General features: G+C 46.9%; 17 protein-coding genes. 6 read left to right on the forward strand and 11 right to left on the reverse strand.

Annotation, left to right across the window (positions count from 1 at the left end; genetic code table 11):
* The first annotated feature begins 34 nt into the window (after positions 1–34).
* The 3 genes from F0L74_RS09350 (at position 35) to F0L74_RS09360 (ending at position 2,759) form a co-directional block, all read left to right on the forward strand.
* Entirely contained in the window at positions 35–1,150 is a 1,116-nt protein-coding gene (locus F0L74_RS09350) for an acyltransferase family protein (RefSeq protein WP_149837595.1), read from the forward strand.
* Positions 1,151–1,265: 115 nt separating this feature from the next.
* Positions 1,266–1,808 carry a carboxymuconolactone decarboxylase family protein gene (locus tag F0L74_RS09355; RefSeq protein ID WP_213086932.1) on the forward strand — a complete coding sequence of 181 codons (543 nt, stop codon included), beginning with the start codon at positions 1,266–1,268 and terminating at the stop codon, positions 1,806–1,808.
* 81 nt (positions 1,809–1,889) lie between these two features.
* Positions 1,890–2,759, forward strand: a complete 870-nt coding sequence (locus F0L74_RS09360) for a helix-turn-helix domain-containing protein (RefSeq protein ID WP_149837597.1) — start codon at positions 1,890–1,892, stop codon at positions 2,757–2,759.
* A gap of 90 nt (positions 2,760–2,849) precedes the next feature.
* Here the strand turns inward: F0L74_RS09360 and F0L74_RS09365 are convergent, their stop codons facing one another.
* The 3 genes from F0L74_RS09365 to F0L74_RS09375 all read right to left on the reverse strand — a co-directional run bounded on the left by F0L74_RS09365 (position 2,850) and on the right by F0L74_RS09375 (position 4,946).
* On the reverse strand, positions 2,850–3,755 hold the full coding sequence (locus F0L74_RS09365; protein WP_213086933.1) for an MBL fold metallo-hydrolase: 906 nt from the start codon (positions 3,753–3,755) through the stop codon (positions 2,850–2,852).
* A gap of 128 nt (positions 3,756–3,883) precedes the next feature.
* Positions 3,884–4,465 (reverse strand): Crp/Fnr family transcriptional regulator, encoded by a 582-nt coding sequence (locus F0L74_RS09370; protein WP_149837598.1) that lies wholly within the window; start codon positions 4,463–4,465, stop codon positions 3,884–3,886.
* A gap of 142 nt (positions 4,466–4,607) precedes the next feature.
* Positions 4,608–4,946 carry a winged helix-turn-helix transcriptional regulator gene (locus F0L74_RS09375; protein WP_149837599.1) on the reverse strand — a complete coding sequence of 113 codons (339 nt, stop codon included), beginning with the start codon at positions 4,944–4,946 and terminating at the stop codon, positions 4,608–4,610.
* A 154-nt stretch (positions 4,947–5,100) separates the two neighbouring features.
* On the opposite strand from F0L74_RS09375, the gene F0L74_RS09380 reads away from it, so the two are divergent.
* Positions 5,101–6,120, forward strand: coding sequence for a zinc-dependent alcohol dehydrogenase family protein (locus F0L74_RS09380; protein ID WP_149837600.1), 1,020 nt, complete (start codon positions 5,101–5,103; stop codon positions 6,118–6,120).
* A 72-nt stretch (positions 6,121–6,192) separates the two neighbouring features.
* Here the strand turns inward: F0L74_RS09380 and F0L74_RS09385 are convergent, their stop codons facing one another.
* From F0L74_RS09385 to F0L74_RS09395, 3 genes are all read right to left on the reverse strand, one after another.
* The gene (locus F0L74_RS09385) at positions 6,193–7,002 is read right to left on the reverse strand and encodes an isocitrate lyase/PEP mutase family protein (RefSeq protein ID WP_149837601.1); all 810 of its coding nucleotides are present in this window, start codon (positions 7,000–7,002) and stop codon (positions 6,193–6,195) included.
* A 33-nt stretch (positions 7,003–7,035) separates the two neighbouring features.
* On the reverse strand, positions 7,036–7,719 hold the full coding sequence (locus F0L74_RS09390) for an SGNH/GDSL hydrolase family protein (RefSeq protein ID WP_213086934.1): 684 nt from the start codon (positions 7,717–7,719) through the stop codon (positions 7,036–7,038).
* A 73-nt stretch (positions 7,720–7,792) separates the two neighbouring features.
* A complete protein-coding gene (locus F0L74_RS09395; protein ID WP_149837603.1) occupies positions 7,793–8,164 on the reverse strand; it encodes a DUF2200 domain-containing protein in 372 nt (123 codons plus the stop codon).
* A gap of 162 nt (positions 8,165–8,326) precedes the next feature.
* Between F0L74_RS09395 and F0L74_RS09400 the strand changes: the two genes are divergently transcribed.
* Positions 8,327–8,809, forward strand: a complete 483-nt coding sequence (locus F0L74_RS09400; protein WP_149837604.1) for a hypothetical protein — start codon at positions 8,327–8,329, stop codon at positions 8,807–8,809.
* 675 nt (positions 8,810–9,484) lie between these two features.
* On the opposite strand, the gene F0L74_RS09405 is transcribed toward F0L74_RS09400, so the two are convergent.
* The 5 genes from F0L74_RS09405 to F0L74_RS09425 form a co-directional block, all read right to left on the reverse strand.
* Positions 9,485–9,907 carry a hypothetical protein gene (locus F0L74_RS09405; protein WP_149837605.1) on the reverse strand — a complete coding sequence of 141 codons (423 nt, stop codon included), beginning with the start codon at positions 9,905–9,907 and terminating at the stop codon, positions 9,485–9,487.
* Between the two features lie 145 nt (positions 9,908–10,052).
* Positions 10,053–10,469 carry a hypothetical protein gene (locus tag F0L74_RS09410; RefSeq protein ID WP_149837606.1) on the reverse strand — a complete coding sequence of 139 codons (417 nt, stop codon included), beginning with the start codon at positions 10,467–10,469 and terminating at the stop codon, positions 10,053–10,055.
* Positions 10,470–11,160: 691 nt separating this feature from the next.
* Positions 11,161–11,925, reverse strand: coding sequence for an SDR family oxidoreductase (locus tag F0L74_RS09415; RefSeq protein WP_149837607.1), 765 nt, complete (start codon positions 11,923–11,925; stop codon positions 11,161–11,163).
* 91 nt (positions 11,926–12,016) lie between these two features.
* Positions 12,017–13,645: a T9SS type A sorting domain-containing protein gene (locus F0L74_RS09420; protein ID WP_149837608.1), complete on the reverse strand. Its 1,629-nt coding sequence runs from the start codon at positions 13,643–13,645 to the stop codon at positions 12,017–12,019.
* Between the two features lie 81 nt (positions 13,646–13,726).
* Positions 13,727–14,560, reverse strand: a complete 834-nt coding sequence (locus F0L74_RS09425; protein ID WP_149837609.1) for a class I SAM-dependent methyltransferase — start codon at positions 14,558–14,560, stop codon at positions 13,727–13,729.
* 235 nt (positions 14,561–14,795) lie between these two features.
* Here F0L74_RS09425 and F0L74_RS09430 point away from each other — a divergent pair, with 235 nt between their 5' ends.
* Complete coding sequence (locus tag F0L74_RS09430; protein ID WP_149837610.1) at positions 14,796–16,502, forward strand: RICIN domain-containing protein; 1,707 nt, start codon at positions 14,796–14,798, stop codon at positions 16,500–16,502.
* Position 16,503 lies beyond the last annotated feature (1 nt).

The raw sequence follows: 16,503 nt of genomic DNA on the forward strand, positions 1-16,503 counted from the left end.
ATGATGATTATTTTGCCGGATCAAACCTATGTGAATGTACGATAACAACGTTAAACAGGCCATACAGACCAATACAACAGACCTGTTAAAGACCAGACCACATTTTGAGCTACTGGACGGATTAAGAGGCGTAGCCGCAGTGGTGGTGGTGATCTTCCATTTCATGGAAATGGCAATTACGGATTATAGCAAGAACTTTGCAGGGCATGGCTTCCTGGCGGTAGATTTCTTCTTTTGTCTCAGTGGATTTGTGATCGCTTATGCGTATGATGGCCGCGTAGGAAAATTAGGCGTCGTTGAGTTTTTCAAATCAAGGATCATCCGGTTACATCTTTTGGTGATACTGGGCTCTATCCTGGGACTGCTTAGTTTTCTGTTTGACCCCTTTACAACATCGCCGCTTGCCTATAGTACCGGTCAGATAATACTGATCTTTTTAACGTCTTTACTGCTGATACCATACCCGGTGATCACGGAGCGCAGCTTTAATCTCTTTGGCATTAATGCGCCGGCCTGGTCGCTGTTCTGGGAATATGTGGCCAATATCCTCTACGGCTGGATCCTCTGGAAACTTAACAGGCGCATCCTCCTCGTGCTGGCCCTGGCGGCGGCCGCATGGCTTTTTTATGTGGGTTATATCGCAGGCAACCTCATGGGTGGCTGGGGCAAGGATGGCTGGTGGCATGGCGGCGCCCGGGTATCCTTCTCGTTCCTGGCAGGCATGCTTGTTTACCGTTATCAATTCATTATCCGTAACAGGCTGGGATTCCTGGGCCTTACCATACTGCTGCTTATAGGCTTACTGATGCCCTGGTTTAAGCAAAACTGGCTGGTGGAACTGGCGGTAGTGATCATTTACTTCCCGTTATTGGTGGCACTTGGAGCAGGCGCACAACCCGGCCCCAGGGCAAGGGCTATTTGCATATTCTCCGGCAGGATCTCCTACCCGCTTTATATGACGCACTATGCCGTGATCTGGATGTTCCTGAATTATTATACCCGTTATAAGCCGGATAACGGTACGCTGGCTTTGATCATCATCTGCGCAGTGCCGCTACTGATCGGTTTTGCCTACCTGGCCATGGTATTATATGACAACCCTGTACGGCGGTATCTGACTAACAGGCGGAAACTGAACAAAGCGGGATAGGCATACCCGTGCGGGGAAAATTGTCCATCCACCCACGCCCTTTATCCATTTTCATCCATTTACAATGGCTGCAATTTTGTTTTGTCAATATCGACATAAACAAAAGATGCAGAAAATGTCAAACACAACTTTCAAAGTTCCCCAGCGGGAAGATGTCTCTCCTAACAACCAGGCCATCTTTGATAACCTGAAAAGTGCATTGGGTATGGTACCCAATCTCTACGCCACCATGGCCTATAGTAACACCGGGCTTGAGAATTACCTGAATTTTCAGAACGGTAAAACTTCATTGAGTAAAAAAGAAAAAGAAGCTATAAACCTGGTGGTGAGCCAGGTAAATGGCTGTAATTATTGTTTATCCGCACATACGCTGCTGGGTAAAATGAATGGCTTCACAGAAGAACAAACGATAGAGATCAGAAAAGGGGGAGCCGCTTTCGATAGCAAGCTGGATGCTTTGGTAAAATTCACAAGGGATGCCACCATCAATAAAGGCCGTGTAAGTGAGGTAACATTGACTAACTTCTTTAATGCAGGATATACCCACGCAAGCATTGTTGACGTTATGATCGCCATAGCCGATAAAGTGGTGATGAACTACATTCACAACCTCACGGAGGTCCCCATCGACTTTCCGTTGGCAGCGCCGTTAAACTAACATACCGGCATAAAGCTGCGGGGACGGGCCTCCGCAGCTTTACCTTAAATTATAAGTATCTTCGTAACAGCACATCAGGCAATGGTATCTACACTCGTAAACTCAAAAAATGGCCATCTCGCTTTTAAGATCTTTGATTTTGAAGGTCAGGGCCATTTCGACCATATTCACCGCAATAACTACTACTCGCTGATCTTTTTAAAACAGGGCAAGGGATCTCTGAAGGCGGATTTTGCCAGCTATGACCTTAAAGACGGGAGCGTTTTTGCCTTCTCGCCTTACCAGCCTTTTATGTTTGCAGCAGAAGATGGCATAAAAGGCCTGGCCATACAATTCCACCCTGATTTTTTTTGTATCCATAAGCACCAAAACGAGGTAGCCTGCAATGGTGTGTTGTTCAACAATATTTACGAGCCGCCTTTTATAACGGTTAGTGCAACCCAGGAGCAACAGCTTTACCCGGTGATAGAACAGCTAAGATCCGAAACGAAAAACACCGCTATTGCCCAATATGAACTGCTGCTGGCCCATTTGAAAATATTGCTGATCTATCTGTCAAGGATAAAGATCGAACAACAACCAGACCTGCAAAAAAACACCGGAGATAACGATCCGCCCTTTATCCTGCAGCATTTAAAGAATGCTATTGAACATCATTTCAGGACCAAACATTCAGCCAGCGACTATGCCAGCATATTGCATATTTCTCCCAAAGCGCTGGGCAGGATCACAAAAGCGTATTTCAATAAAACACTGACAGCACTGATATCTGAGCGCATTATCATTGAAGCAAAACGGGAACTGTATCTTACTTCAAAAACAGTAAAGGAGATCGCTTTCGAACTGGGCTACGAAGATGAATACTATTTTAGCCGGTTTTTCAAGACCAATGCAGACGTTTCTCCACAGATCTACCGGGAGTCGGTAGGGTTTGCCGCGGGGGAGCAATAAATTGCCATAAATGATAATGCCGCCTGGAGAGGCGGCATTTATTATTTTGACTTGTTTATCAGTGAAACACAACATATATACAATTCATCATTAAAATGCAGCATCAGCGGCCAGTTGCAAAATAATGGGCAATTGCAGGTTTGGATATTGCGCTTTTATTTTGGTTTGAAAATCTGCTGAGCTGGTGGCAGTGGGCAGTACGGAATCATAGAAAGCAAGATATCCTTTTGTCAGATCCAGGCTGGCTGCATCATCCTTCGCCGTAGGATTTTTGTGTCCGGCCACCACTAGTGCCGGCTTAAGCGCTGCAATGGTATTAATGGTACTGATCCAACCTTTGCGTTGCTCCGGCGTTGTTTCGATCGTCCACGGAAAAACGCCGTTGTAGTTAGTATCGCCACATACCACCGCTTTCAGTGAAGGGATCCATACATAAGAGTTCCCGGCTTCATCGCCTTGTAAACCTCCCGTGATCTGGAACGTTTCGTTTTCAAGGGTTAGCGTGGTGCCGGTAAGCACATCCGGGATAATAGGATTTGCCGTGATCCCATCGCCAAAAAGCGGCTGCCATTGCGCCAGCTGATCCTTCCATTTCTTTTGTATATCAGCCACCGTTGCCGCCAGGGCCACTATCTTAGCATTAGGAAAAGCTTTTTTCAATTGCACCAGGCCAAAATAATGATCCGCATGAGAGTGGGTGATATAAATGGTGGTCAGGTTCTTTTTGGTATCCTGGATAATCTTAACCAGCTTATCCGCATCACTTATGGTGAATTGGGCATCGATCAGCACAGCATCCTTCTCCCCTGTTATTAAAGTTGAATTCACCTGGAAACCCTCCGGCGAAGCAGTGATAACCTGTAACTGTAACGGCGCCGGCTCATGCGGCTTTGGATCATTATCATCTGATTTGCAGGCCTGCAGCGTAGAAGAACTGATAAGCCCAATAGCCAAAAACATCATGGAAACCCGGACTGACTTTGCTATCTTTTTCATTGTTTCTTTGTTTGTATTATAAGATTAATTTATAATACAAAACTACAACGGCGCTGTGCTTTCTTCCATTGATTCCAGGCAAGAAAAATTGTTGACTATCGTCAATACTTTTCCCGGGGACTTTAGCTTTATTTGCCTGTAAATAGCCTTTTCCTTACCCGGCTCAGCGTTTCAGGCGTGAGCCCCAGGTAGGAGGCGATCATATGTTGTGGTACGCGCTGTACGATGCAGGGATATACAGATACAAAATAAGTATAGGTTTCCTCCGGCGTCAGGCTGATAAGGGCTGTTATCCTTTTTTGCATATCCGAATATGCGGCCATGAGCTCAAGCCGGATAAACAGCTCGTATTGGGGCACCACCTTTTTAACTTCTTCCCAGGCGCTTTTGGGAATGAAAATGATCTCGGTATCTTCCAGCGCATCAATGTTGTAAATAGATGGCTCGCTGGTCATAAAACTGTCGAGGTCTGAAATTGTCCAGCCTTCCATCGCAAACCGTATAATATGTTCCTGCCCCTTGTCATCTACAGAGTAAGCCCTTAATGCGCCTTGCTCTACAAATGCCAACGCCTTACAAACATCGCCTGCCTGTAGCAGGTATTGTTTTTTCCGGATCTTTTTTGAAATAATATAGCGCCTGATTATTTCTTCCTCCTGCGTTGTAAGGGAGATCTTTTCCCTCAGCTTTTTGAAGAATAGTGCTGACATAAATAAGTTTGCTATTTCAGTTGTTCACTAAAACCCGGCTCCAGGTAAATACAGGCCCCTATATGAACAGTTTACTGCTCAAATCTAATACAAAAATACCTAAAACAGACAAGTCAGTTTAACTGTGTACAAATAAAAAAAGCTATATCCGTTCCAGTACGTTAGCCTGGCTCCACAGCGATAATGATTGCATGATTTCAGTAAGCGACTTCCCTTTATCTGTCAGATCATATTCCACCCTGGGCGGCACCTCGGGATAAGCTGTTCTGGTGATGATCCCGTCCATTTCAAGCTCCTTCAGCTGCCTGGAAAGTACCTTTACTGCCGCTCCCGGTATCAGCTTGTGCAGCTCCCCAAAACGCCTGTTACCATTGATCAGAGCCCATATGATAATGGGCTTCCATTTCCCGCCCATCACATCGATCGCAGCTGTTATAGGACAATCATCCGCCGCCCAGTATCTTTTTTCAACTTTTTTCATTTGCTAACTGATTGAAACGCTGTAATAGTGACTCCTCTGTCACTAGCTGACAAAAATGTAACTTCTTGATATTGATTTATTTGCGTGATAGTTTTGGTCCATCAAAAACAAGTGAACAATTGTTCAAAGCACACTAAAATCAACTTTTAAAGGTATGAAAACATGGGAAATACAAGGCTTCGGATTGGAAAATTTAAACCAGGCAACCCGGCCCATTCCTCAGCCCGGCACCGGGCAGCTGCTGGTAAAAGTATCCGCGGTATCGCTCAATTTCAGGGATAAAGCTATTATTGACGGGATCTATCTGCCCCACCTGATGAAAATGCCCATCGTCCCGGTGTCTGATTTCGCGGGAACAGTAGTAGCTATCGGTAACGGCATAACGAAGTTTAAAGAGGGCGACAGGGTGATGTCTACCATGTTCCCTACCTGGACAACCGGTATGCGGCATCCTTCGGATGTTTCCTTATATGCCCTTGGAGGAGCTGTAGATGGCGGTCTGGCAGAATATGCCCTTTTAAGCGAAACCGGTGTTGTTAGGAGTCCTGATAGTTTATCCGACAGCGAAGCGGCTACCCTGCCCATCGCCGCGTTAACCGCATGGTCTGCGCTAATAGAACATGGCCAGTTAAAAAGCGGACAGACCGTGGTAACACAAGGAACCGGCGGCGTGGCCCTATTCGCCGCACAGCTGGCCATTGCTATGGGCGCCCGCGTAATTTCACTGACAGGCAGCCAGGAAAAACAGGCATTATTAAAACAGCTTGGCGCCAGTGATATTGTGAACTATAACCTTTCTCCGGAATGGCAGGAAAAAGTATTGGAGCTCACCGGCGGGAACGGTGCAGACAATATCATTGATATTGTTGGAGGCGGCAACCTCAATAGATCTGTACAAGCGGTGGCAAATGGCGGCCAGGTATCAGTGATCGGGTTTCTGGGCGGCACCACTGCCTCCCTGGACCTGTTACCCGTGATCTTTAAAGCGGCACAGGTACGCGGTGTACTGGTAGGGAGCACCGCAGCATTCGAAAGATTGGTGAAATTTATAGCAGACAACCAGATCAAACCGGTCATTGAAAAGACCTATTCATTTGATGAGGCGGTACAGGCTTACCGGCACCTGGAAAAAGGGGCTGTGGGGAAAGTGGTGATTAAAATTGACGGTAAATAATGTGAAGACAGGTTGCTGGAAATGGAGATGGGCCAGCTTTTGAGCCGGCCCATCTCTATAATTCTTTTACATTTAACTGATCCTGGAAAACAATGCCTGCAGGTCACCATATGACATGTTCTCTTTCGTCAGAGAAGCGGAGTCGCCATTGGCCAGGAAGTCCTTTGTCATATCCGCGACACCCTGCCAGACGATCTGCGATATCCCGGAGCCGGCGGAAAGCCTTTTAACGCCCAGTTCCGCAAGCTTCAGCGCCGCCGGAAGACCCGGCCAGGCCATTACGTTCACCGGCATTGCCAGGGCCTGGGTAATGGCTTTTATATCCCCGGAGGCCGCCAGCCCGGGAACAAAAAGCCCGTCCGCACCCGCCTCCTTATAGGCAAGCCCTCTTTTTATGGTGGTTTCCACTGCTTTATCGCTGGGTACCAGCTGTTGCAGGTAGATGTCTGTTCTAAGGTTAATGAACACGTCCAATCCTTCCTTTGCCGTTGCTTCGCGGATTGCTTTGATCTTAGCTATAACGATCTCCGGGGAGTCCCGGCCATCCTCCAGGTTTATACCGGATGCGCCAGCCCTTATGATCTCAATAACGTTTTGCGCAACAATTTCCGGATCTGCACTATAACCGTTTTCCATATCCACAGATAAAGGAACAGTGATCACCCTGGCTATCCTTTTAGTCAATTCAACCTGGAGGTTGGTGGGTAAAGTATGACCGTCCGGGTATCCCAGCGACCATGCCACGCCCGCACTCGTTGTAGCAACTGCTTTTGCGCCCAGCGATGTGGCAATAACGGCCCCACCGGCATCCCATACATTGGGAAGAATAAGCGGACTATCCTGCTGATGCAGGGCTCTGAATTGGGTTACCAGGTCTTGCATAATTTGTTTTATTGATTACAACGGATAAGTTAATCATTTTGATCCACTTTTGGTGGTCTGGATATTATGATAATATAACACCGTATCCATAATATGTTTTGCCGCCACCCGCTCAAAAAGGATGCGGTGCCCTGGTATATTCAGATGGATACCATCCTGGTCATATTGTTTGTTGATCGTATTATCAGGGTTGGCAAACGGCTCCCAGAAATTGATCACTTTGTCGCCATAGGTAGCCAGCAGCCAATCACGCATCTGCGGCAGCGTATTACGGGGGTGTCCGAAAGTATTGGTACGTGGCTGGGTAGTAGTCACCCACACCAGGATATGTTTATCCGTTGCGGTTTGTATGATCGTCCGGAAATTAGCCTGCTGCTCTTCCAGGCTGTAACCGGCAGCAGCATCATTGGTAGGCAGGTTGATAATAATAGCGTCCGGATGGAAACTGAGCGCTTTGGTAATATTTCGCTGCTCATCCGGCGCCGGCCGGCCTTCTTTACTGGTGCCGGTAGGCATTACTTCGTAGGTAGAATAACCGCTCCTGGAAATGTTATGCACCGCTACTTCCGGGCCCAGTGAGTAGGCAAACCGGTTCACCCAGCAACTGTCCTTCGGTTTAATACCATACCCTTCCGCAGTGGAGGAGCCCACTACAACAATCGTATACCGGTGATGATCCGGTTTGGTTTTGCAACCCATGGCAAACAATAAACTCATAATGGCCGCTAACCCAACGGCTGCCGTATTTCTCCGCATAATTGAACAGATCACAACGTATAGCAATAAAAAATTAAGACAATCCTCCACGCAAGATCTTTTCCATCTTCCTGCCTTTCGCCAGCTCATCTATCAACTTATCCAGGTAACGGGCTTTCTGCGTCAACGGATTTTCAATTTCTTCCACACGATACCCGCAGATCATTCCGGTAATAAGGCTTGCATTGGGATGTAGCGAAGCCCGCTGGAAAAACGTTTCAAATGTTACATTCTCCGTTATCAGTTCCTGCAGTTTTTTGTTATCAAAACCTGTCAGCCATTCTATTACCTGGTGTAACTCTTCTTTAGTTCTGCCTTTACTCTCCACCTTTGTAACGTACATCGGGTAAACGGAGGCAAAGCTCATTTTGGCAATGCGCTGATTGTGAGTGTCGGAGGGTTGCATAACAGGTATTTTAGCAATATTAATAAATACCTGCGAAATGGCGCAGCCGTTAAACAGCTCCGGCCGGTATCCACGAAATATTATGATTTTATTAGCATTATTAACAAAAAGGATAGTTATCTTCATGGTATGATACGGGGAATCATTCTTATCGCAGTTTTAATGTCTGGCACGGCTGTAAAGGCACAGTCTCCATTGTACACCGGGCCGCAGCAAAGCCAGGCCACCGATACCGGCCACCTTCAGAAAAAATGGTTTATTACAAAATATACCGGCATTACCACTGGTTTTGCCGCATTTAAAGGAGGAAGCACCAGCTTTTTATCCGCGCCATTAGCTATGCAGCTCAACCGGCAGATTACCAATAACATATTTGCTTTTGGAGGGCTTTCCGTAGCCCCTACCCTTTTACAATACAATGGCGGATTCTATCAACCCGCGGCTAACAAGAACTATGGTTTAATGCGCACTAACCCTAATTTTGAGATCAACCCTGCTGCCAGGGTAGGCGTCATGTATATCAACAACGATAGAACATTTTCCATTTCCGGGAGTGTTGGCGTAAGCAGAAGCAGCTATAATGGTTATGCGCCCATGTACGACCCAACTTTTTCCCATGGACAATTTATGCCCACGCGCTGGTAACCCGTAATTAATACTATCCCCATATGGCAACCGACATCGGATTCCAATTAAGATTAACACCAAAGACGGCACCCTCGAAAACAAAAAGCTGGAAACTATAGCGGCCATCTGCGAACAGGCAAAGTCCAGCTGCGATCTGAAGGGGTTACATGGCAAATACTGGTTTAATATGAAAAATGGCGGTAATTACGTCTCTGTTGAGCTGTATGGCTATTACACCAGCGGTGAGGAAGACCCGGACGAAGCCCTGGAGAATGTGCTTGAAATGACCTGGTAGGATGAAGATAACGCTCCCCTGATAATAGAAAGGTATTTTAAGGACTTTTCAGGTGAATATCACATCGAAGTTATACGGGACTATTGGGTGTAATATCGTAATTTCAATTACTCCTTACCGGTATCGAGTTACATGGCAAGTATAATCGTTTATGTCCACTTATATGGCTGAGAAATATTTATCCACGTCGGAAAGAGATAGCATAAAATTAGTATACACTGCCCATGCTGCGAAAATCTGTTTTGAGAAATTACCTAATACATGAAGGTTTTCCTGTTGCTCCGTTAAGATATGACGATAAGTTAGGGCTGATCGCGGATCCCGAAGACTTTGAGTTTTGACCAAACGATACAAACGAGTATAGAAGACAAAAAAGCCCGGTTACCCGGGCTCAAAGTTTAATTTGGTAGTTCTACTTCAAGGAATAAGGGTGGCCATCCAGCGCCAACGTAGCCTGAGGCGCTATACCCCCTAAGTCCTGTGCTGATTATTACCTCTGCAGTTACCTGGGTACCGGCAGTTATTCCGCCAAAGGCCACGTTATTAAAACAACCAGTGGTAATAACGTTTATCCATTTTGACGCGATAGGCGGCGCGCCTGGTTGCCCCGCTGGAAGAATGTTGACCTGCACATTTTGGCACGGCCAACCGTTCCAACTAATTGTTACGGAAACGATACCCGTGTCGAGACGTGCATGGTCCTCTTTAGTGTCAAAACCTGATTGGTTAACCAATAAAGTGGGTTGTGTTTCGTTTGTCTGCGCAAGTACAGGTTTAACTGCTGCCAGACAGATGGCAAGTAGTATTAAGTAGGGTTTCATATTAGGGTGTTTTTAATGAGATTAAGATGTACGGAAACTTTTGCATTTCCGGCTATTGCTAGTCTCCCTTAATCCTGGCAGGGAGAAAACCGGTGCCGAGAGGGGGCAGCATTTTACAAAAAAGCCCGGTCCGCGGGGCTTGAGACTATTTAGGAAAAGAACAAGAGAGAATTAGCGGATCAAATCCTGAATGAAGATAGCCAGGTGCGCTCTGTGCCTTCAACCCTGTGCTGCATATTACCTCTGCCATAACATCCGTTCCGGCCCATGGCCCCCTAATGGCTACTGAAGAAAAGCATTGGCCCATCGTGTTTATCTGCTGTGAGTATAAAGGCGCTCCGTTCGGGGTGCTTGCCAAATATATGTTTATTGTTGAATAGCCACAGAACGGCGCTGCACTGTTCCAATCGATCCTTACAGATATCACACCTGAATCACCAGGTGTATGGACTTTCATTTGTTTAACATGTAAATCGTAACTTATTTCATTTTTCTGCGCGTGAGCTGGTTTAACGGCTGCCAGACATACGGCAGCGAATAGTAACATTAAATAGGGTTTCATTTTGTGGGTTTTTAATTGATCTGAAGATATATAATATTTATTAAATCTTATTATTATTTGTAAGATAAAATAAAGGCCCGGTCACCCAGGCCTTTGCTTTAGTCCAACAATAGCCTGCAGCATTGGTGCCGAATAATATCGGTCGATGTTTCATTCTAATAGATTGTTAAGAGTTTAAAAGATGCACCCGGTTAACCACCGGTTAACGGTTATCGGCAAGGTTTATTCGTACTTTTAATTAATAACCCCCAACCATATCCAAAAACCTTTCGAATTACCAACAACGATTCTGTAAATAGACCGGGTTCGGTCTTTTGATCGTGGTAATTTGATCTCACCGCCGACGTAGGAGGGCGGAACTGAATCCTGAAAAAACGGCACCTGGTTTTATGGTACCAAACAAAACGAGAAAAAACAGAAATTCAAAAAAATCAAAAAAACAAAGATCATTTAAATTAAACTGGGGAAAAGTTTTCATTTGCGTTGATTTTATTATTAGACTGTTGACCTTTATTTCTAATGTTATGTAACACTTGAATCGTTTAGGATGATTTATAAAGGGTCTTCCCAGAGGCCCTTTATAATGTTTACGCCTCCTGCTCAGTGGTACCGGGAAGATCAACAACGAATAGACATCGTTCCGCAATACTGACCGCTAACGACGATGTGTTTAATTTCTTTTAAACGGGTCTCAGAACAACCCAATTGACCCACCCCCGTCTACTTTTATTTCCTGCCCGGTGATATACGAAGCTTTATCCATTGCCAGAAAAGCTACCACACCGGCCATCTCTTCATCTTTCGCTATCCGCCGCATGGGCGTACGGGAAACGATCCGGTCATGTACTTCCGGTTTGGCCAGTACATTTTCTGTCAGCGGCGTATAGGTGTACCACGGAGATACCGTATTTACCCGGATACCTTCTTTCGCCCACTCTCCCGCCAGGTTACGTGTAAGCTGATTTAGCCCTGATTTGGACATGCCATATGGCGCGCCGGTACCGGCATCCAGTGAGCCGGCCACAGAGGAGATGTTAATTACCGCAGCATTGCCGCTTTGTTTTAATAACGGATACAGTTTCCGGCTCCATTCAAAAGGCGCTATCAGGTTTATATCAAGCACCCGGCGGTATTCTTCTGTGGTAAAATCCACACTGGGTCTGCGGATGGTAGTACCGGCATTGTTCACCAGGATCTCCAGGCTCCCCCAATGGCTTTCTACCCATTGTATCGCCGCTGCCAGGTGATCCGCGTCCGTTACATCACCCGCAAGGCCGTAAGCTTTCAATCCCTGTTGTTGCCATTCCGCTTCCCGTGCCTTAACGTCTTCCACTGTCCGGCCGGTGAATAACACTTCAGCGCCCAGCGCCAGTAACTCGTTTACGATTGCTTTGCCTATACCTTTTGTGCCGCCCGTTACTAAGGCCCGTTTGTTGGTTAATGTCCATGGTTTCATAGTTCACCTTATTTTTCCGGTAAATTTATGATATCACGGTATACAAAATCAACCCGCCTTTATAATTTAACGTTGTACGCATGCAATTCCCCTAACGCCCCGCTACCTTCACCAGACGCTGGCTGCCCTGCCTGCCGCCGTTCCTTACCGTTAGTATATATACGCCGCTGGTCAACGGGGATATGTCTACAGGAATAAATGACTGTCCGCTTATGGCAGCGATCCTTTTCTGCAATACCACCCGTTGGTTCATATCTATGATAGAAATGTCCATTGGTCCGCTGGTCTTATCTTCAACAATGCGGAGGTACAGTGTATGCACTACCGGGTTCGGATAAAATAAGAACCGGAGCATGGAAGGTTTTTTGAGGCGTACCGGCGATATTACTGGTCTGTTACTCAGGGTATCCACTTTTACAAAAACGGTGTCACTGAACAGGGACAAGAGTTGTATAGTATTATTATGCGCACGCGCATAATAATACCCGGATCCGGTCGCTGTATAAGTAGAATCGCCCACTTTACGCACCAGCTGTACGCCATCCTTCCACCAGATATAGCTGTTATTGCTCAGCGTACCGCCCGCATCTACATACAATACATTCCCGCTTCTTTTGAGCGGGATACTGGCCTGCTCAAAATAGCTGCAGGTATTGTTCGAACGCTGCCGCACATTTTCCAGTCCGTCAAAAGTAAAGCGGTTATATTCCAGCCGCAGGCTGAACGGCCATATACGGAATTTGTCTATGACCGCCGCAGGTACCGGGCCACTCAGCTGGTTATGATCCAGGAACAGCTCCGAAGGGTTGACCAGTGAATCCGGGATCCGGCCGCTCAAACGGTTGGAATTAAGAAAAAGTGACCCGAGCGGCGGCTTGCACAGGCTAAGCGGAATATGGCCACGTAGTTTGTTGGTAGCAAGATCCAGGGCGGCCAGGTTCGGGAGCTCGCCCAGGCTGGAAGGAATACGGCCGCCAAATTGATTCCCGCCCAGGTATAGCCACCCTAACTGGTTTAGCCTGCCCAGGAAACGGGGAATATGCCCGCGCAACCGGTTATTCCGGAGATCCATGGCAGCCACTGCAGATAATTTGCGAAAAGAACCGGGTATCTGGCCGCTTAGATCGTTGTCAGCCAGGTTCAGGTCTTTTACCCGGGATAGCCTGCCAAGGGAAGCAGGAATGCGGCCGTGCAACTCAGGATTGCCGTTGATGTACAAGACCTCCAGATTGCCAGCCTTTCCCAATCCTGCAGGAATACGCCCCTTGAACCGCCCGGAAAGATACAGGGTGCGCAGCTTAGGCAGCCGGCCTAAATAGGCGGGTATCTGGGTTTCCATTGTCACTCTGGCCATTCCCAGGTCCTCCAGCTCAGACAGCCGCCTGAAACTGGCGGGGAAATCGCCGGTAATGGAATTAAACGTTAGCAGCAGTACCTTCAGCTTTGACAGCTTACCGATGGATGCTGGGATCGGGCCACTGAGGTTATTAGAAGTCATGTTGATCCATGTTACCCGCCCGTCTTCCACGAAAATGCCACTCCAAAGGGCAACAGGGCCGTTCAGCCAGCCGCTGTTGTTCAGCCAGCCGGGGCCGTTTGTGCTGTTGTAAAGATCAACCAATACCAACGAATCGCTTTTATTAACGGGTTGTGCCAGGGTAAAAGAATGTACGATGCAACAGAGCATAACACTCGTGCATAGTGTAGCAAATGGTTTCATGCGGTGGTTTTTTGGGGGTAATAAAAATATGGCGCCTGGATCCTCGCTGGTGTTTCCGGGGTTGGAGCGATAGTTATAGGCCTAACGGTTCACCGTTATTCTAAAGAATGCAGCCGGAATGGACGTACTACCAGCATCACCACTCCGGTTCTCACGGTTAAATAACTCCTCCAGCTCACGTTGTAGGTCCGCAGCCTTACCGGCTTTCTCCGCGGCTTCAAATGCAGTCATGGTAGGGCCATAATAGTCCCTGAATCTTTCAACAAATGCAGCCGGGGAAAAAGGAGCATTAAAAGTATAGGTATCCTTCTCAAAAGAAATATTTTCAGCAGGGATACCGGCTTTACCAAACCGCTCAATTACATGGCTTTCTACCCCCCATAACATAGGGCTTACAAATCCTTCGGGTGGCGGAGGGGTGTATGCGGAACTGATCTTTAATATCTGGGCTACCAATGTGGGATCACCGGGTATCCAGTTGCCCATGATGATCCGGCCGCCGGGACGCGTAACCCGTACCATTTCCCTGGCCACATCAAACGGCTTTGGCGCAAACATAGCGCCGAAGATACTTACCACCAGGTCAAAACTTTCGTCATTGATCCCCTCCAGGTTCGTGGCATCCCCTTCCCTGATGGAGATATTGGTGAGGCCCTCTTCCTGGATCCGTTTATTTCCGGCATCCACCAGGTTCCGGGCAATGTCCACGCCAGCTACACGGGCGCCCAGTCTTGCCGCGGGAATGGCCGTAGTGCCATCACCGCAACCAAGGTCCAATACATCCATACCGGCGCTAATACCGAATTTATCAACCAGTGCCGCGCCGCTTTCGCGCATGGTTTCGGAAATGCGGGTAAAATCACCTTTTTCCCATAAAGTTTTGTTAGGGTTTGCTACAGTTGTTGATCCACTCATGAGTGAAGTTTTTGAGGTTAAGAATAAAGGCGGGTTTCAGGGTGATAGCAACAAATAAGATTAGATACTATGAAGATACAAAGTTTACCACTAAGTCCCGTCGCAGTCATGTACGTCGCCAATCCTTACCGGACTATTTTAAAACCATGGCAACTGATAACGGAAGAAAAATTATCTTCTATTAAAAATAATTATAATTACTTTACAAGCCTCAAATAACCAAAAAGTCTAACCTATGGCATTCAGGTCCCGGGAAAATCAGCACTATTATCTTATTGCCAGGCATAGCGGTAAAGCGCTTGGATTCAGTTCCAATACACCTGGCAGTGAGCTCCGCCAAATGACATTCGATCCAAAGAACAATTTGCAGAAATTCCGGTTCGATCGTGGCGGTGACAATTTCTACTGGCTCAAATTACCACATTATGACCGTTATGTAGCCATACATGACAGTTCGCAAAACGATAAGGCCCCTGTTATTTTGTGGCAGTGGGACCCTTCCGGGGAAAATAGCCGCTTTCTCATGGAACCTGCAGGCGACGGGTATTACCGTATAAAAGCAATGCACAGCAACAAGTTTCTCGATGTATATCTTGCCAAAACCACTGATGATGCCAGCGTGGTGCAGCATTCCCTGACTTCAACGGATAACCAGCTTTTTAAGCCCGTACCCGTTATAGACCAGGCCGTAGACGCCAAAGCCACATCGTATACTGAAGTAAACGATTTGGTGCGGACAGGCGCATTGAGTCTGATCGGACAGATCCCCACGGCTGGCGGTTCACTCTCATTCCTGGTCGGCTTGTTCTGGAGCGAGCATAACAAACTGGCTGATCTCTGGGAACAAATGAAGAGTTATGTGGATAATCGTATACGTGAACTGCTGAAAGAGGCGCAACTGAAACAATTGAGGGAAATGTTGGCAGGACAGCTGAAAGTACTCAATGAGATCAAAAATTCACCCGGCTTAAAAGGGCCAAAACTCGAAGAAGTGATCCTTAGAATAGTGGAAAAAGAACCGCATTTCCTTGAGCAATCGAAAGAGGTATTACCTTACCTGGTAGGACTGGGCACGATTATGATCACCCTGAGGCATATGATGGTGGTTAACTATAAAGACCTGTACGGTAAAGAGCCTGATCAGGCAACACTTGACGCCAACAAAACCCAACTAAAAAACAGTATAGCGGAATACACAGATGCCGTAAATAAAACCAGGGCTGAATTAATGGATTGGCGGATGACCTTTCTGGAAAAATGGATAGGGTTCCCCTCGCAAGTGAAGGACTCAATGGTAAAAGACACTTATGATGGCTGGTCTATGGCATGGCTTTGGGATACTTACCTGACAAACGTTGAAGATTGTAAGATCCGTGCCGAGCATGCCGCGCTGCAGCGCAGAAATCAAATTAGTGTGCAATATGAATCAGAACTGAATGAGTTTTTGCGGGCTGCTAAATGCTGGCCATATTTTGACCCGGCATCAAAGCCTTACACTGAAACAGTTATTAAAAAGGAAGTAGGCTCCTTCGGTGGGCCGTATACGCATAACCCTTTTTCCGGCGTGAGTGGAGAACGGATCACAAAGATCATCGCGCATACAAATGAGGCATACAAGCTGTGTGGCCTGGAGGTCTTTTATAACGAAAAATCATCCGGCCTGAAGGGCAGAGTCGGTAAAAGCTCGGAAACCATTGCCCTGCAGGATGGCGAATACATAAACAGCGTACACGGCTATCATTACAATGCTGTGGAAGGCATATGGTTTACCACGCAAAAAGGGAATATTGCAGGCGCTGGCAATCCGAAACCGCGCAAACCAAGCCGCTTCTTCTGCGCGGACCTCGCTGACGGTTTAAATCCCAGGCTGGTAAAGATCTCCGGCTCATATAAAAATAATGAGATAGAACAATTGACTTTCCACTGGGAGTATATTGACTAAC

The sequence above is a fragment of the Chitinophaga agrisoli genome (genome assembly GCF_008386695.1).
GTDB classification, from domain to species: Bacteria; Bacteroidota; Bacteroidia; order Chitinophagales; family Chitinophagaceae; genus Chitinophaga; species Chitinophaga agrisoli.

Bases quoted from the DNA above. Each gene is read 5' to 3' on its own strand.
- F0L74_RS09425 (WP_149837609.1), bottom strand. From the start codon at position 14,560: ATGAGTGGATCAACAACTGTAGCAAACCCTAACAAAACTTTATGGGAA.
- F0L74_RS09400 (WP_149837604.1), top strand. From the start codon at position 8,327: ATGTCTGGCACGGCTGTAAAGGCACAGTCTCCATTGTACACCGGGCCG.
- F0L74_RS09395 (WP_149837603.1), bottom strand. From the start codon at position 8,164: ATGCAACCCTCCGACACTCACAATCAGCGCATTGCCAAAATGAGCTTT.
- F0L74_RS09415 (WP_149837607.1), bottom strand. From the start codon at position 11,925: ATGAAACCATGGACATTAACCAACAAACGGGCCTTAGTAACGGGCGGC.
- F0L74_RS09390 (WP_213086934.1), bottom strand. From the start codon at position 7,719: ATGAGTTTATTGTTTGCCATGGGTTGCAAAACCAAACCGGATCATCAC.
- F0L74_RS09380 (WP_149837600.1), top strand. From the start codon at position 5,101: ATGAAAACATGGGAAATACAAGGCTTCGGATTGGAAAATTTAAACCAG.
- F0L74_RS09370 (WP_149837598.1), bottom strand. From the start codon at position 4,465: ATGTCAGCACTATTCTTCAAAAAGCTGAGGGAAAAGATCTCCCTTACA.
- F0L74_RS09365 (WP_213086933.1), bottom strand. From the start codon at position 3,755: ATGAAAAAGATAGCAAAGTCAGTCCGGGTTTCCATGATGTTTTTGGCT.
- F0L74_RS09375 (WP_149837599.1), bottom strand. From the start codon at position 4,946: ATGAAAAAAGTTGAAAAAAGATACTGGGCGGCGGATGATTGTCCTATA.
- F0L74_RS09410 (WP_149837606.1), bottom strand. From the start codon at position 10,469: ATGAAACCCTATTTAATGTTACTATTCGCTGCCGTATGTCTGGCAGCC.
- F0L74_RS09385 (WP_149837601.1), bottom strand. From the start codon at position 7,002: ATGCAAGACCTGGTAACCCAATTCAGAGCCCTGCATCAGCAGGATAGT.
- F0L74_RS09420 (WP_149837608.1), bottom strand. From the start codon at position 13,645: ATGAAACCATTTGCTACACTATGCACGAGTGTTATGCTCTGTTGCATC.
- F0L74_RS09405 (WP_149837605.1), bottom strand. From the start codon at position 9,907: ATGAAACCCTACTTAATACTACTTGCCATCTGTCTGGCAGCAGTTAAA.
- F0L74_RS09430 (WP_149837610.1), top strand. From the start codon at position 14,796: ATGGCATTCAGGTCCCGGGAAAATCAGCACTATTATCTTATTGCCAGG.
- F0L74_RS09355 (WP_213086932.1), top strand. From the start codon at position 1,266: ATGTCAAACACAACTTTCAAAGTTCCCCAGCGGGAAGATGTCTCTCCT.
- F0L74_RS09350 (WP_149837595.1), top strand. From the start codon at position 35: ATGTACGATAACAACGTTAAACAGGCCATACAGACCAATACAACAGAC.
- F0L74_RS09360 (WP_149837597.1), top strand. From the start codon at position 1,890: ATGGTATCTACACTCGTAAACTCAAAAAATGGCCATCTCGCTTTTAAG.